General features: G+C 51.2%; 14 protein-coding genes. 6 read left to right on the top strand and 8 right to left on the bottom strand.

Annotated elements, in window-relative coordinates; all coding sequences use genetic code 11:
* The first annotated feature begins 15 nt into the window (after window positions 1-15).
* Genes ACW9JV_RS13930 through ACW9JV_RS13950 form a run of 5 tightly spaced genes read left to right on the top strand, consistent with a single transcriptional unit; the run spans window position 16 to window position 4687 of the window.
* Window positions 16-759, top strand: coding sequence for an ATP-binding cassette domain-containing protein (locus ACW9JV_RS13930; RefSeq protein ID WP_457335459.1), 744 nt, complete (start codon window positions 16-18; stop codon window positions 757-759).
* Window positions 759-1772 (top strand): ABC transporter permease, encoded by a 1014-nt coding sequence (locus tag ACW9JV_RS13935; RefSeq protein WP_457335461.1) that lies wholly within the window; start codon window positions 759-761, stop codon window positions 1770-1772. The genes ACW9JV_RS13930 and ACW9JV_RS13935 overlap by 1 nt, the downstream gene beginning before the upstream one ends.
* A 13-nt stretch (window positions 1773-1785) precedes the next feature.
* On the top strand, window positions 1786-2814 hold the full coding sequence (locus ACW9JV_RS13940; protein ID WP_457335463.1) for a phosphotriesterase family protein: 1029 nt from the start codon (window positions 1786-1788) through the stop codon (window positions 2812-2814).
* Window positions 2814-3938 (top strand): M28 family metallopeptidase, encoded by a 1125-nt coding sequence (locus ACW9JV_RS13945; protein WP_457335465.1) that lies wholly within the window; start codon window positions 2814-2816, stop codon window positions 3936-3938. Before ACW9JV_RS13940 ends, ACW9JV_RS13945 begins: the two co-directional genes overlap by 1 nt.
* Window positions 3935-4687 (top strand): glutamine amidotransferase, encoded by a 753-nt coding sequence (locus ACW9JV_RS13950; protein ID WP_457335467.1) that lies wholly within the window; start codon window positions 3935-3937, stop codon window positions 4685-4687. Before ACW9JV_RS13945 ends, ACW9JV_RS13950 begins: the two co-directional genes overlap by 4 nt.
* A 54-nt stretch (window positions 4688-4741) precedes the next feature.
* Here the strand turns inward: ACW9JV_RS13950 and ACW9JV_RS13955 are convergent, their stop codons facing one another.
* The 4 genes from ACW9JV_RS13955 to ACW9JV_RS13970 all read right to left on the bottom strand — a co-directional run bounded on the left by ACW9JV_RS13955 (window position 4742) and on the right by ACW9JV_RS13970 (window position 9669).
* Entirely contained in the window at window positions 4742-5851 is a 1110-nt protein-coding gene (locus ACW9JV_RS13955) for a M20 family metallopeptidase (RefSeq protein ID WP_457335469.1), read from the bottom strand.
* Window positions 5852-6117: 266 nt separating this feature from the next.
* On the bottom strand, window positions 6118-7449 hold the full coding sequence (locus ACW9JV_RS13960) for an apiosidase-like domain-containing protein (RefSeq protein WP_457335471.1): 1332 nt from the start codon (window positions 7447-7449) through the stop codon (window positions 6118-6120).
* Window positions 7450-7578: 129 nt separating this feature from the next.
* The gene (sigJ, locus tag ACW9JV_RS13965) at window positions 7579-8439 is read right to left on the bottom strand and encodes an RNA polymerase sigma factor SigJ (RefSeq protein ID WP_457335473.1); all 861 of its coding nucleotides are present in this window, start codon (window positions 8437-8439) and stop codon (window positions 7579-7581) included.
* Window positions 8440-8472: 33 nt separating this feature from the next.
* Complete coding sequence (locus ACW9JV_RS13970) at window positions 8473-9669, bottom strand: NAD(P)/FAD-dependent oxidoreductase (protein ID WP_457335475.1); 1197 nt, start codon at window positions 9667-9669, stop codon at window positions 8473-8475.
* Window positions 9670-10136: 467 nt separating this feature from the next.
* On the opposite strand from ACW9JV_RS13970, the gene ACW9JV_RS13975 reads away from it, so the two are divergent.
* Complete coding sequence (locus tag ACW9JV_RS13975) at window positions 10137-10934, top strand: aldo/keto reductase (RefSeq protein WP_457336066.1); 798 nt, start codon at window positions 10137-10139, stop codon at window positions 10932-10934.
* Between the two features lie 212 nt (window positions 10935-11146).
* Here ACW9JV_RS13975 and ACW9JV_RS13980 read toward each other — a convergent pair whose 3' ends face one another.
* Genes ACW9JV_RS13980 through ACW9JV_RS13995 form a run of 4 tightly spaced genes read right to left on the bottom strand, consistent with a single transcriptional unit; the run spans window position 11147 to window position 14461 of the window.
* A complete protein-coding gene (locus ACW9JV_RS13980; protein ID WP_457335477.1) occupies window positions 11147-11860 on the bottom strand; it encodes an ABC transporter ATP-binding protein in 714 nt (237 codons plus the stop codon).
* Between the two features lie 17 nt (window positions 11861-11877).
* The gene (locus ACW9JV_RS13985) at window positions 11878-12642 is read right to left on the bottom strand and encodes an ABC transporter ATP-binding protein (RefSeq protein WP_457335479.1); all 765 of its coding nucleotides are present in this window, start codon (window positions 12640-12642) and stop codon (window positions 11878-11880) included.
* Window positions 12639-13613 (bottom strand): branched-chain amino acid ABC transporter permease, encoded by a 975-nt coding sequence (locus ACW9JV_RS13990; protein ID WP_457335480.1) that lies wholly within the window; start codon window positions 13611-13613, stop codon window positions 12639-12641. The genes ACW9JV_RS13985 and ACW9JV_RS13990 overlap by 4 nt, the downstream gene beginning before the upstream one ends.
* Window positions 13610-14461: a branched-chain amino acid ABC transporter permease gene (locus ACW9JV_RS13995; protein ID WP_457335482.1), complete on the bottom strand. Its 852-nt coding sequence runs from the start codon at window positions 14459-14461 to the stop codon at window positions 13610-13612. Before ACW9JV_RS13995 ends, ACW9JV_RS13990 begins: the two co-directional genes overlap by 4 nt.
* Window positions 14462-14463 lie beyond the last annotated feature (2 nt).

Raw genomic sequence — 14463 nt, forward strand, 5'->3', positions numbered from 1 at the left:
AAAGGAGTGGACGTTATGACGTATCAAATTGAAATGACAGGTATTGAGAAAGCGTTCGGAGCCGTCAAACCCCTTCAGGGAGTGGACCTGCAGCTCAAACAGGGCGAATGCCTCGGTCTGCTTGGTGATAACGGGGCCGGAAAATCCACATTGATGAAAATATTGAGCGGGGTGCTGATGCCTGATAAAGGACACTTTTACTTTGAAGGAGAAGAAAAAACAGTAAACAACCCGAGGGATGCCAAAAATCTGCATATCGAAACCGTGTTCCAGGATTTATCCCTATGTGACACGCTTACTGTCGCGAGCAACATGTTTCTGGGACGTGAACCCGTTAAGGGTTTACGTCTCATTGACCAAAAAAGGCTTCACGAACAGGCACGGACCGAACTCGATAAGCTGGGAATCAATATCTCTTCCACAAAACTTCAGGTACAGAACATGTCCGGAGGGCAGCGGCAGGCTGTCGCGATTGCGCGGGCCATGATATTTGAACCGAAAGTGTTGATCATGGATGAACCGACAGCAGCACTCGGCGTAAAAGAGGTACAAATGGTGCTTGAACTGATCAACACGGTGAAAGCCCGCGGCGTCAGCGTCATTTTAATTACCCACAGGCTTCAAGATCTTTTCGAGGTCTGTGATCGTCTCATGGTGCTGTACGAAGGCAGATGCATTGACGACAGGAATATTGAAGAGTTCAATCTTGAGTCTGTCATTCAATCCATCATGGGAAATCCAAAGGAGGTGGGTGCCTGATGAGCCAGGAAAAAGTAGAAACGACAGGTCCAGCACCTGCCGGAAACTCGGAAAATACCCAAAAAATAAAAGACTTCATTTTAAATCATAAGCAGATTCTGAGTATATTCAGCATTTTAATTCTGATTTGTTTATTTTTCTCTGTCGCCACCGCTTCCTTTTTCAGCTTCAGTAACATGATGAATCTGGTGATGCAGCTGGCTCCCAACCTTATTGTCGCGGTGGCCATGACTTTTGTCATCACGACCGGAGGCATTGACTTGTCGGTAGGTTCTCAACTGGCCCTTGCCAGTGCGCTGACGGCTGTTCTTCTCAGTGCCGGGCTGGCCAGCCCGCTCGTACTTCTTATCGTAGTGGCTGCCGGTGTCCTTATGGGGCTGGTGAATGGATACGTCATTGCGTATCATTACATTCCTCCTCTCATCGTTACGCTGGCGGCAATGTTGTATGTGAGGGGGCTGGCCCTGCTTGTCACCGGCGGATATTCCATTGCCATCTCCAGTGACGCGGGACTGACGAATGTCGGGATCGGGGCCTTTCTCGGCATACCGGTTCCCGCTATTATCGCCGCCGTTATCACGGTTTTCGGCGTGATTGCGCTTCAGAACACCCGTTACGGCACGTATGTAACCGGGATCGGCGCCAATGAAGAAGCCGTCCGCCGTTCCGGGGTTAATACCAGGTTCGTAAAATTGATCACGTATATGTTCAGCGGCGGCGCTGCTGCCCTGGCCGGCCTGATTTTAGCCTCCCGCTTAGGCTCCGGCTCGTCCAATATCGGACTCATGTTTGAGCTGGATATTATCGCCGCGGTCGTACTGGGCGGTACTGCTTTATTCGGCGGGGCCGGCACGATTCTCGGCTCCCTGATCGGGGTCTCCATTATCGGGATCATCAACAACGGGCTGACGCTGATGCAGGTCTCCCCCTACATCATTCAGATCATGGAAGGCCTCGTGCTTTTGATCGCAGTCATCATCAACGTTCGCGTTTTCGGTAAACGACGCATATAAGGAGGCAGACCCAATGCAGACTGTAAAAACGGTCCGGGGCCCCCTGGACATCGAAGAACTGGGCATTACCTTGATGCATGAACATCTGTTTGTGGACCGGCGCCATCTTTGGAAAAAGCCGGCCCATGTTTCGGAATCCTTTGCCTACGCTGAGGTCTCCCTCCCTATTTTTAATGATTTAAAACACGAACCTTATTCAAACTATGACAACAATTTCTACCGGAACATGGATCTTGCCGTGGAAGAAGCGCAATATTATCAGCTTGCCGGCGGGGCCTCGATTGTGGATGTAACACCGACAGGCATAGGGAGAGACCCTTCCTCCCTGGAAACATTATCGGAAAAAACGAAAATGCCAATTATCATGGGATGCGGATATTATCTGGAGCCGACCCATCCTGACTTTATTTCCTCCCGTACAGAAGATGCCGTTGCCGATTTAATCTGCCGGGATGTATGGGAAGGCGCGGAAGGAACCGGAATAAAAGCGGGAATTATAGGCGAAATCGGCATCAGTCCGAATATGACTACTGAAGAAGTGAAAGTCCTGCGCGGGGCCGCCAGAGCCCAGAAAAAAACCGGTAAAATATTAACCATTCATTTGCCGGGATGGGAGCGGTACGGGCATGATATTCTCGATATTGTGGAAGACGAAGGGGTTCATCCTGAACAGGTGATCCTGGATCACATGAATCCCAGTATCATGGATCCTTCCTATCAGATTTCGCTGGCAGAGCGGGGCGCTTTTCTGGAATTTGACATGATTGGAATAGAATTGTTGTTTCCTGAAGGGCAGTCCCCTTCCGATCAGCAGACAGCGGAAGCCATCGTCCATCTTATGGATAAAGGATACGCCTCGTCGCTTCTGTTATCCCAGGATGTTTTTTTAAAGACTCTGCTGAAAAGATACGGGGGCGGAGGTTTTGCGCACATCCTCCAGCATTTTGTTCCCCGGCTGCAGCGTCTTGGTGTCCATGACAACGAGATTGACGGCCTCCTCCGGGACAATCCAAAACATGTCTTTCAAAGGGCGGATGGGTAATGGCGGACATGATGTATGAGCAGTGGCAGCGTATCACCGGCAGAAGCCCCCGTCCCGCCGGGAGCCGGGAGGAAACAAGGGTAAAAGAATTCATCACAGCAGCCGTCCAGCGGGAAGGGTTTGAACCGGATATTCATGCCTTTTCCTATCAACCGTGGCATCTCCACTCCTTTTCCGGTCTGTTCCAGCTGACACCGGAGCGAAAAGAGTTGGAAGCATGCCCCGCTGTTGGAAGCACCGGCGTTGAATATATCGAAGGAACGATACAGCGGATTGGTTTTACAAACGTCTGGGATATGTACAAGTGGCCGAGATATGCGGTCATGGACCAACATCATAAGGCAGCAGCCTATATAACGGCAAGGCCGGACGGCGGTGCACTCAGCCAGACCCTGCTGGAAAGCTGGGATTTCCCGCATCTGATCATCGGTTCTTCCATCTGGGAGCGTTGGGAAACGTATCTTACTCAAGGCCGGGAGATCACCGTTTCTTTTTCCTTGGAAGCGGGTGCCCTTGAAGAAACGCAGGGAGAAAACATCAGCGTGCAGATTCCCGGGAAAGACAAGACCAGAAGCATTCTCATCGGCGCCCATTATGACAGCATGTACAACACATGGGGTGCTTATGACAATGCTTCCGGTACCGCTGTCCTTCTTGAACTGCTGCGCCGGCTGCGAACCATTCCACCGGCGATCAATGTGGAACTTGTCTTTTTTACAGCCGAAGAACTGCTGCTGGCCGGAAGCCGTGCCTTTGCCGCTTCACGAAAGAAGGAGCTGCTTACCGGTTTCGAGGGAATGCTGAACATCGACGGCATCGGCAGAGGAAACACGCTCGAACATTGGTCTACGAGCAGAATGAACCAGAAGTTGTCTTTTGCCTCGGATAAGTTGAAGGAACTGTTTCCTGCATCGTCCGTCCTTATCCCGCCGCCGCCGGGATCCGATCACGATCCATTTGTGAAAGAGGAAGCAGCCATGCTGACGATTAACGATCAGGATATCATTCATACGTTTAAAGACAAGCCGGACATACAGATGTATGAAAATATGAAGAATACGGCTGATTATCTTCAATATATCGTGGAGAATTACCCGGAATCGAAAGGAGAAGATAAGGGATGAAATTACTGCTCATCGGCGAATCGTGGACGAAACACACCATACATGTGAAAGGATTTGACTCGTTTACAACGTCAGAATACGAAGAGGGGGCCGGATGGTTTCTGGATGCTATGAAAAAGGCGGGAATCGAAGTTACTTATATCCGGGCCCACGAAATCGATGAAACATTCCCGGAAACCGACGAAGCACTGCAGCAGTTTGATGTCGTGTGCCTGAGCGATATCGGCAGTAACTCCCTCCTGCTTTCCGCCAACACATTCAACGATATGAAGCGAAGTCCCAACCGGCTCGAGATGATCCGGACGTTTGTGGAAAACGGTGGAGGATTTGTGATGGTGGGAGGATACCTGTCTTTTCAGGGGATCGAAGCAAAGGGAAAGTTCAGGGGGACGGTCATTGAAGAGATCCTGCCGGTCACACTGGAAATCGGGGATGACCGCGTGGAAACACCGGAAGGAAAATACCCGGCTGTTCAAAACAGTGCCCACCCCGTTCTGAAGGGCATCCCTTCTTCCTGGCCGCATTTTCTCGGCTATAATAAGCTGACCGCGGATCAAAACAGCGATGTCCTGCTTTCGATTGGAGAAGCCCGTGATCCGTTTGTCGTCACAGGAACGTACCACAACGGCCGAACGCTCGCGTTTGCCAGCGATATGGCGCCTCACTGGGGCCCTCCGGCATTTGTGGAATGGGATCATTACGAGACGTTCTGGCAGCAGGCGGTACATTGGCTTGCCCGCGGGAATTGAGATACGAAAACGGTCCTTCCCGAAGAGAGGACCGTTTTTTCATGACATCCGTTGTCATGATTCGATGATATCTTTGAGGATCATTTTGTAATAATCAACCGCTTCCAGATACGCCTGGACATAGACGAATTCATCGGGCTGGTGGGCCTGGCTGACAGTACCGGGGCCCAGAATAACCATTGGAATATCTGAAGCAGCATTGAATACGGAGCCGTCCGTATAATACGAAACGGTCCTGGTTTCAGCGATGCCAGTGCATGCACGAAGCCTGGACACAAATGGATCCTTTTCATCCGTAAACACGGACGCGCGGTCCAGTATCACTTCCAGAGACATGCCCGGTAATGTTTCCGTGACCCGCTGAAGCTGTTCCACCAGTTCATGATGATGCTGCGGCGGTACCGTCCGGATATCCAAAACGGCTTCGCTGTAATCCGGAACGACGTTGGCCTGCGTGCCTCCCGCTATCTGATTCAGGGAGTACGTAGAGGTGCCGAGGACAGGGTGTTCCACCGCTTCCTGCTCCAGTGTGGTTTTACACGCGTTAAGGCACGCCTGCAGGTTTTCAATGGCATTGATCCCATGTTCGGGCATGGAACCGTGCGCCGTTTTGCCATAGGACGTCAACTTGACGAATAAGGCTCCTTTGTGACCAAGAGCCAGTTCATTGTCTGTCGGCTCCGCAATCAAAACCTGTTTTACTTTCGAAAAGTCCAGATCTTCCTGCAGCTTCTTTGCCCCGATGCAGTCCACCTCTTCCCCTGCCGTCAGCGCGAGCACTATTTTTTTATCCGTCCTTCCTATTTCTTCTTTTACCTGCTGCAGCGCAAGATACATCGCTGCCAGTCCGCTTTTCATGTCCGTCGTGCCCCGCCCGAACATCCTGCCATCCTCAATCTCTCCTCCGAACGGATCATAACGCCATCCATCCAATGAGCCGGTCTGCACCGTATCCATGTGCGCGGAAAGCAGCAGATCCACCTCTTCCCCCGTCCCCCATTCGATGATGAGATTCGACCGGCCGCTCTCAAGCGGTACCCTGTACCATGCGAGCCCCGCTTCAGAAGCCGCATGTTCCAGCACTTCCGCGATTTTGTTTTCATTACCCGGCGGGTTGGTTGTATCGAGCGCAACAAGTTTCTGTAAAAATGTCACCGGATCCATTCCCCCACTCCCCCCTGCCTTTTACGTTATTATACCAGATTCTTGAGAATGACTTCCCGTAAAAAATGGAGCAGCTCCCGTTTTGTGGACACTTTCTGCCCCCGTCTGTCCATTATCATCATTAACGAGACACTTCTCCGCCTGCCCTCCCTATTTTGTCCCATTAGAAAATGTAATGGACAGTTTGCCGCGCACCGCCCGGGAAACTGTCCACTATCCGGCGGTACGGGACACTTCACTCCGGCGCATGTCCCCTTCCGCAAAAATCATGATACTTTCGTTAAAAGAAGGAGCCAGTCGGTAAAATCCGTATCTTTGGGCGGCGGCGTGAATACGGCCGTTTCGTGAAGATGCACACCGCCGGCATAGCTCCTGCTGCCGTTCACCGGATCGATCCAATACGCGTCGTACACGCCGGGCTGATCCCGTAGAACAATAGAGAAACTCCGGCCGCTGTAATTATACAACACGATGTGGGAATCCGTGCCGAAAGCGGCGATCTTATTTTCTTTTTCAGCCCCGGTTTCTTCCGGGGTGAGAATGCAGGGCATCGGCTTTCCTTTTATAAAATCGATCTCCTCCATCAGCTCTTTCACGTACTGCATCTGGCTGCCGCCGCTGGCGTGAAGGGCTTCCTGCCACGTCTGGGCCACACTGAATTCTGCTTTGTAGCCGGTACCGTGAAACTGGAATAACGCGTTGTGACCGTACGTATGGCCCATGGCGCCTGAAAGGACGGACCAGTAGGCGTATCTCCGTACATGACGAGCCTGCCAGCAGGGCTCTGAGGGATTGTGAAGCCCCTGTGGAATCTGTTCATAGGATGGTTCCGCGTCGACAACCGGCCGCGCCGGGTCTCTGTCACGGTCCTGAAGCACATACCGCCAGTTATCTTCCCCGAACCACGGCTCTGATGAAGCCGCGTCATCCCAGGAGGTCAGGGTGTGCTGATCATACCGCCGGTGGCCGGACTGAAACATATGAAAATCCAGCCAGGCTCGGTCTGTAAACCAGTACGACGAAGATGTCCTGCCGAATGGATGATAACTGATCAACGTATCAGGCATCGCCGATTTCAACGCTGTCCCCATTGTATCCCACAACCCGGCATGCCTGTCTCCCCGGATGTCACCGCCGAGTACCCAGATAATGTTTTTCCTGTCTTTAAAATGATTGATCAGAAAATCAGCATAAGCAGCTACATTGTTCTCATGAAGATGCCCGTCCTCCACGACTTTTCCCCAGCACGGTAGAAGGGCGGCATACATGCCGAAGGATTCCATCGTCTCGACAATTCGTTTCACATGATCCCAGTACATGCTATTATCTTCATGAATCGTTTCGCTGATATCCTGATTTTCCACCCGCTGCCGGCTTGTTTTATCCCCGTCATGGCTGAAATTGATAAGTACACATTGAATTACGTTAAATCCTTTTTCCCGGCGGTTTTTCAGATACACATAGGCTTCTTCTTCATTCAGACGCTGAAAAAGATCCCAGGCCGTATCTGCCAGCCAGAAAAAAGGCACGGCGCCGTTCACCAGATTCCCGCCGTCAGCGCTGACTGTCAGAGTGCCACTGTCCCATGGTTTCTTCATCGTTCCTCCATCCTCCCTGTGAATCATTGTGAAAAAACGGCCGGTTGTTACTTTCAGCTTGCCATTGGTAATGAGCCTGTCTTTCTCTTCTATTCCTCCGCCGTCCTTTCCTGCCTGGGAGACAGAAGACTACACCCGGGTAAGCTTATCCGGGTTTCGTACGATGTAAATTCCGGCAAACTTTCCGCGCCGGAATTGTATAAAGATGGCCGCTGCCGTTTCGTCCCCTGCACGGAGTACGATACCGGTCTCCCCGTTCAGAGGGGCAGGCTCGAGGTGAAGTTTTTCCTGATAAAAGGGCTGCAGCCCCTCTAATGCTCCGGTGATAAATCGAGCCACTTTTTCGCGCGTTTGTACCGGACGCGCGGCCGCGATGACTTTCCCGCCTCCGTCGGAAACGAGCACGACGTCTTCGGTCAGCAGGGACAACACATCATCCACGTTCCCATGTTCGAGGGATGTGAGGAACCGGCTGACCCATTCCCACTCGACCTCTTCAGCCTCGACAGTATCCTTTTCTGATAGTTCCATCTTGCTTCTTGCCCGGCTTATCAGCTTGCGGCAATTCGTTTCCCGCCTGTCGAGCAATTCGGCTATTTCGGAATAATCGAAGGCAAGCGCCTCACGCAGAACGAAAACTGCCCGTTCCGCCGGCGTCAGCCGCTCCAGCAGCACGAGCATGGCATAAGACAGCAGCTCGCGCTGGACAACCGTCTCCAGCGTATCCGTCTCCGGCGTCCGAATCGGTTCGGGAAGCCACGGGCCGACGTACACTTCCCTCCTTTTCTGCGCCGACTTCTGCAGATCGATGCAGCGGTTGGTTACCATTTTACACAAATACGCTTTCGGCTTATCCAAACGTTCGGCAGGGACATGGTATACCTTAAGAAAAACGTCCTGTACCACATCTTCCGCATCTGACGCAGAGCCTGTAAGCTGGTAAGCAAGCGTAAACAGAAGCCCTCTATACTGATCGTACAGTTCTTCCATCACCGTCACTCCTTTCCACGGTTGTATGACACCCTATCGAAGCATACTGGCGCCATCCCAGGCCAGTTTCTTAAGTTTCCACGCCGCCTTTCCTGTGATGATCATATCAAGTCCCCACTTGCGTGACCACAACAACCCCCGGTCCTGCCCCAGGCCGATGCTGAAGACATCTATCACCGATCTCGTGCATTTGTGAACCGGCGCGGAAGAACCTTCAAGATCGGCCCTCACGATTTTCCCCAGCCGGCTGCCCTGCATCCCGGCTTCAAAACAAGTCATCTGATCTTCCTTTCCGGTTCTCGGATCGACGATTCTGGTACAATCACCAATGCTGTATACACCCGGCATCCCTTGGACGCGATAACACTCATCCACCAGCACCCGGCCATCAGAAGCAAGGGGCAGACCCATACCGCGGAGGACCGGATTTGGTATCAGTCCAATGGTCCAAATACACAGGGCTGCCGGCAGAAATTCCCGATTGTCCAGCGTTACCACTCCGGCTTCCTCCCGCATCGCCTTACGATTGTGAAGCACTGTCACACCACATTTCTTGAGCGCCTTCTCCAACTTCCGGCCAACTTTCTCCGGTCCCTCTGAAAACAGGCCTTCCTTTTCATTCAGTAAATAAACGGAGGCCTCGGATGAATCGAGCCCCAGCGACTCGGCTTCCTTCCGCATGGCGGCCGCCACCTCGGCGGAGGTCTCGATGCCGCTGATGCCCGCTCCCGCAACTGCAATGGTCATCAGCCTCCTCCGTTCTTCAGGGTTCGTCTCTCCGACAGCATGCCGCAGATTGTCACGCCAGCGCTCGCGGATATCTTCCGCGGCCTGCGGGTCAGTCAAGGCAATACCTCCCTGATCGGAATTCGGTCGTCGAACGATGCTGCCAACCGCCGTGATTAAAAGATCGTAATGAATTCGGGCATCCTTTCCTTGCGCATTCGTATATCGGATTCGTTTTTCCCTGCTCTCCACAGACTGAACCGTACCTTGCACGAATTCGAATTCTTCTACAGACAAATCCGTCCAGGGAATCCTAATGTCTTCCCCGTTCGCGGCCGGCCGGAACATCATCACCTTGCGAACATGACAGGGCTGCCTGTCGAACAGGATAAATCGAATCCGCCGTCCGCCCGCCTTCCCCCGGGTCTTTTCCTGTATCGCTTTGAGCGCTGCAAGCCCTGCATGACCGCCCCCGATGATAATGCATGTCAAGTCGTTCATCATGCTTCAGCTCCTTTTTACGTTTTACAAATAAAACGATGGAAGGTGCTGATTTGTGACAACGACAAAAAAAGACGTCTTATTACACAAGCACGTCCTTTCTATGTTGATTATTGCCAATGTCGCGAAGGGTGGCTAACTTTTCATCAGGGGTATTTTTAACAATATTCAAAAATTTATAATTTAACGTTTGAAAAAGGGTAACTATTTCATCGAGATTTCTATCTTGATAATTCTGAACCGCTACCCATTGGTCCTGATTATACGATGGAACCATATCCCCCCCACCCCCACATTTTTATTCCTTTTATCTTACCACCATTCTTGTTCCAGAAAAAGGTTAAAATCGGAACGTATATGTTTATGAACGAGGAAAGGAGGGAAATGATTCCATTGACTTTGAATCCTGAAGGAGGTATCACGACTTGTCATCCCCTATCCCAAACATACAGCTTCATGACGGCAATTACATGCCGGCGCTCGGTTTCGGCACGGTAAAGCTGAACGGCAGTAAAGGCGCCGGCGCGGTCGCCAGTGCCATCCGCAGCGGCTACCGCCTGCTCGATACCGCCTACAACTATGAAAACGAAGGTACGGTCGGCGAAGCCATCCGACGCACGTCCGTCCCGCGCGAAGACCTGTTCATTACATCCAAGCTCCCGGGCCGGTATCACAGCTACGATAAAGCTCTCGTGACCATCCAGGAATCCCTGTACCGCGCCGGTCTCGATTATTATGATCTCTACCTCATTCATTGGCCGAATCCGAGCCAGGATATGTACGTCGAAGCCTGGCAGGCGCTGATCGACGCCCAGAAATGGGGACTTATCCGATCCATCGGCGTGTCCAACTTTCTGCCGGACCATCTCGACCGTCTGAAAAACGAAACCGGGGTGCTGCCCACCGTGAACCAGATTGAGCTGCATCCTTTCTTCAACCAGAAAGAACAGCGGGCCTATCATGAGGAAAACGGCATCATCACCGAGTCATGGAGCCCGTTACACCAGGCCGCGGATATCAGCCGTAACGAAACGCTGCAGGGCATTGCCGGCAAACACGGCAAAACCGTTTCACAGGTGGTGCTGCGCTGGCACTATCAACTCGGGGCGGTACCAATTCCACGCTCTTCGTCGCCGCAGCGGCAGCTCGAGAATCTATCCATCTTTGATTTTGCGCTGGACGAAGAAGATATGCAGACCGTCAACGGACTCACCCGCGCCGACGGACGTATCTTTGACGGCGACCCGGCGGTGTATGAGGAATTTTAAAAAGAAAGGCTGCCGCCGCAGCCTTCTTTTTTTATAGGGAGATTTTTGCATCGATCCCAGCGGTTTATCCCTCAATCAGAATCATTTCTAAATCGATTCCCTGTTTTCTCTATCGATTCTTGTCCTTTTGCTGAGTTTCTGCATCGATTCTCCCCATTTCTGCATTGATCCAGGTCATTTCTGCATTGATTTGTTGTCATTCCTTTAAAAAATCATACACCTAAATACCGATTCTGTGTTTCTTTATCCTCTCTGAACTCCTCCACCCCTGCTTCATGAACAATTCTGCCGTTCACTAAAATATATACTTTCTGAGCAGCCCGTAGTGCCAACTCCAGGTTTTGTTCCACAAGCAGTAACGAAATATTGTGGTCCCCCATCTGCTGACAGACTTCGATGACCCGTTCGATTACCATCGTGGAAATGCCTTCCGACGGCTCATCCATCAGCATCAGCCGCGGATTGCGGACAAGCGCGCGTCCGATAGCGAGCATCTGCTGTTCGCCGCCGCTCAGCTTCGTTCCGCTCACGTTTTTTCGTGCTGCGATTTCCGGAAACAAATCATAGACAGCTTCAGCATCCCACCCTTTTCCGCCGGAAGGAGGCGTGTGTGCCATCTCCAGATGCTCTGCCACCGACAGGGAAGGAAACAGCTTCCACCCTTGCGGAACATAAGCGATTCCCATCTTCGCCGTCTGAAATGTTTCCTTTTTCAGGAGGTTTTCACCGTCCACGTTCACTTCTCCCTCCCGGCGGATGTTTTCCAGTCCCAGCACAGCCTTGATGAGGGTGGATTTTCCCATCCCATTGCGCCCCAGGATGGCCACCCTCTCAAGATTCTGAATCTGGAAAGATACATCCTGGAGAATGTGGGCTTTCTCATAATAGGCATTCAAGTCCTGCGCCGACAACAGCGTTTCTGCCATGGTTTTTCCTCCTATCATCAGGCATTCTGTAATTTATAGATCGTGCGGACATCTTCATTCTGCTTGATCGCCTCCGGGGTCCCTTCTGCCAGTATCGCTCCCCGGTGCAGAACGGTGACATCATTCGTCAGGCTCAAGGCAAAATCCATATCGTGTTCGATCGCAAGAATGATTTTTTCCGAAGCGAGCCGGGCAATCAATTTCTGCATAAACACTCGTTCATTCGGAGAAAGGCCGGCCATTGGTTCATCGAACAGAATAATGGCAGGATCCGGTGCCAGCGCGATGCCAAGCTCAAGCTGGCGCTGCTCGCCGTGGGACAGATTACGGACCGGCGTTCCCAGTTTTTCTTCCAGCGCCACACTTTCTGCCGTCGATTGAATACGTTCCAGCCTTTCTTTGTTTTTATACCAGGGAATAAAAACCGAAAACAGCGATGATTTCTCCCATTGCTTGCCCTGCAGCGCGAGATACAGATTTTCTTCCACGGTTAAGGCATGAAAAAGATTCGAAATTTGATAGGTTCTTGCCAGACCGAGCTCCCCCCTCCGCTGAACGGGGGCTTTTGTTACATTTTTCCCGTAAATATAGACTTCCCCTTCATCCGGAGGAATTTCACCGGTGATCAGATTAAACAGTGTTGATTTGCCGGCCCCGTTCGGACCGATCATCACCCGGCTCCGGCCGGCATCGATCCATACCGAGACATTATCAATCGCCTTGACTCCTCCAAACGATTTTGAAAGATTCTTCACTTCTAATGCCGGATACGATGGACTCATGAATCTCTCCCTCCTGTGTACCATCTATGGTAGAGACGATGGAGATAACTGTTTTTATATACAGCTCCCATCAGCCCGGTCGGTGCATACATGACGACGATCAGAAACATTAACCCGATTATGATCATATACCGGGACGTAAATCCGCTCAGCGTAATTTCAAACGATTGGATGATTCCCATCCCGACAATGGCTCCGATCACACTGTTTACTCCGCCGAAAATAACGGCAATTAACACCATCGCAGCCGAGTCCAGATTAATCGTACTCGGATGCATGACGCCGATGAAATACACCATGAAAATGCCGGCCGTTCCTGCAATAAACGCCGAGATCATAAACGCGGCCCACTTCAGTTTTGCAACAGGATACCCCAGCATGACCATTCTCGATTCACTTTCCCGGATCCCTTTCAGTTTCATCCCAAAGGAGGAACGGGTAAGAGCGAGGACGCCGAAGAAAATGAGAAGAAATGTGAACAGCAGCATAAAATAATATCCTGCCGGAGCCCCCGCGATCGAATACCTCATGATTTCCGGCGCGGTAATGCCGATAATGCCGTTTGCGCCGTTGGTAAGTGATGACCATTGTCTGGCAACCGCCCATATGATCTGTCCTAAAATCAATGTGAGCATTAAAAAATAAATACCTCTCGATTTATTCACAAACACTCCGAACATGGCCGCAACGAGCAGCACCATGACCATGGCTGCTATAACAGAAAGAGGAAACGCCAGAATGTCTCTCGTCTCCAGAATCGCCAGCGTATACCCGGATATTCCCAGAAATGCCGGAACGGCCAGTGAAATCAACCCAACCTGGCCGGCCAGGAACACAAACCCAATCGCCATCAGAGAATAATATAAAATCCGGATTGTCATTGTTGTAAAAAAATCACTCATGACAAACGGGATCACACAGAGACAGATCAGCACCAGTGCATACAGTATCCATTTGGAGATATCATTCATTCCAATCCCCTCCCAAACAGGCCTTTCGGTTTAAAAATCAATACAAGAGCAACAGGAGTGAACATAAAGAAGAGCTGAAGTTCAGGTATATAAAGACTTCCGAAACTGTAGATAAGCCCCATTACCACCGCAGCAATCATGGATCCTCCAAAACTTCCCATGCCGCCCAATATGATGATCAGTAAAGCATACGTGAGAATCCGCCAGTCATCCCCCGGTGACATCATTAATTGCGAGCCGCCTATTACTCCTGCCACGCCGGCCAGAAAACCTGCGATCACAAACATGGTCGTAAACACCAGCCGTATATTCGTTCCCAGTGAGGCAACCATTTCAAAATCATCCACCCCGGCGCGGATAATCATGCCCATTTTTGTCTTAGCCAGCAGCAGCCACAACAAGACACCAATCACGACTGCTGTACAAAAGATAAACAAATTCAGTCTGGGCACAATAACATCCCCAAATTGCAGCGGACCCTGCAGCACTTCAGGATACGGGATGGATTTAGGATTGCCTCCCCAGATGAAAATCATCAAATCTGCTAAAATAATAGCAACCGATAGGGTAACAAGTGTTTCTCTTAAATTATCGCCCCGTACTTTGCGAAGAAGAAAATACTCCAGTAATAAAGCCAGCACGGCGGTAACCATCCCCCCTGCCAAAATGGCGAGAAACCAGCTTTCCATCTGGTTCATAACGGTAAGGCCTACATAAGCTCCGAACAGATAAAAAGCACCATGAGCAAGGTTGGCCACCCGCAGCAGGGCAAAGGACAAATTCAGCCCGACTGCTATAATAAACAGGAGGGATGCCATCGCCAGGCCGTTTGTCAGTGTCATAATCATGT

It is taken from the genome of Salibacterium sp. K-3, from assembly GCF_054052005.1.

Bases quoted from the DNA above. Each gene is read 5' to 3' on its own strand.
- ACW9JV_RS13930 (WP_457335459.1), top strand. From the start codon at position 16: ATGACGTATCAAATTGAAATGACAGGTATTGAGAAAGCGTTCGGAGCC.
- ACW9JV_RS13935 (WP_457335461.1), top strand. From the start codon at position 759: ATGAGCCAGGAAAAAGTAGAAACGACAGGTCCAGCACCTGCCGGAAAC.
- ACW9JV_RS13940 (WP_457335463.1), top strand. From the start codon at position 1,786: ATGCAGACTGTAAAAACGGTCCGGGGCCCCCTGGACATCGAAGAACTG.
- ACW9JV_RS13945 (WP_457335465.1), top strand. From the start codon at position 2,814: ATGGCGGACATGATGTATGAGCAGTGGCAGCGTATCACCGGCAGAAGC.
- ACW9JV_RS13950 (WP_457335467.1), top strand. From the start codon at position 3,935: ATGAAATTACTGCTCATCGGCGAATCGTGGACGAAACACACCATACAT.
- ACW9JV_RS13955 (WP_457335469.1), bottom strand. From the start codon at position 5,851: ATGGATCCGGTGACATTTTTACAGAAACTTGTTGCGCTCGATACAACC.
- ACW9JV_RS13960 (WP_457335471.1), bottom strand. From the start codon at position 7,449: ATGAAGAAACCATGGGACAGTGGCACTCTGACAGTCAGCGCTGACGGC.
- sigJ (WP_457335473.1), bottom strand. From the start codon at position 8,439: ATGGAAGAACTGTACGATCAGTATAGAGGGCTTCTGTTTACGCTTGCT.
- ACW9JV_RS13970 (WP_457335475.1), bottom strand. From the start codon at position 9,669: ATGATGAACGACTTGACATGCATTATCATCGGGGGCGGTCATGCAGGG.
- ACW9JV_RS13975 (WP_457336066.1), top strand. From the start codon at position 10,137: ATGCCGGCGCTCGGTTTCGGCACGGTAAAGCTGAACGGCAGTAAAGGC.
- ACW9JV_RS13980 (WP_457335477.1), bottom strand. From the start codon at position 11,860: ATGGCAGAAACGCTGTTGTCGGCGCAGGACTTGAATGCCTATTATGAG.
- ACW9JV_RS13985 (WP_457335479.1), bottom strand. From the start codon at position 12,642: ATGAGTCCATCGTATCCGGCATTAGAAGTGAAGAATCTTTCAAAATCG.
- ACW9JV_RS13990 (WP_457335480.1), bottom strand. From the start codon at position 13,613: ATGAATGATATCTCCAAATGGATACTGTATGCACTGGTGCTGATCTGT.
- ACW9JV_RS13995 (WP_457335482.1), bottom strand. From the start codon at position 14,461: ATGATTATGACACTGACAAACGGCCTGGCGATGGCATCCCTCCTGTTT.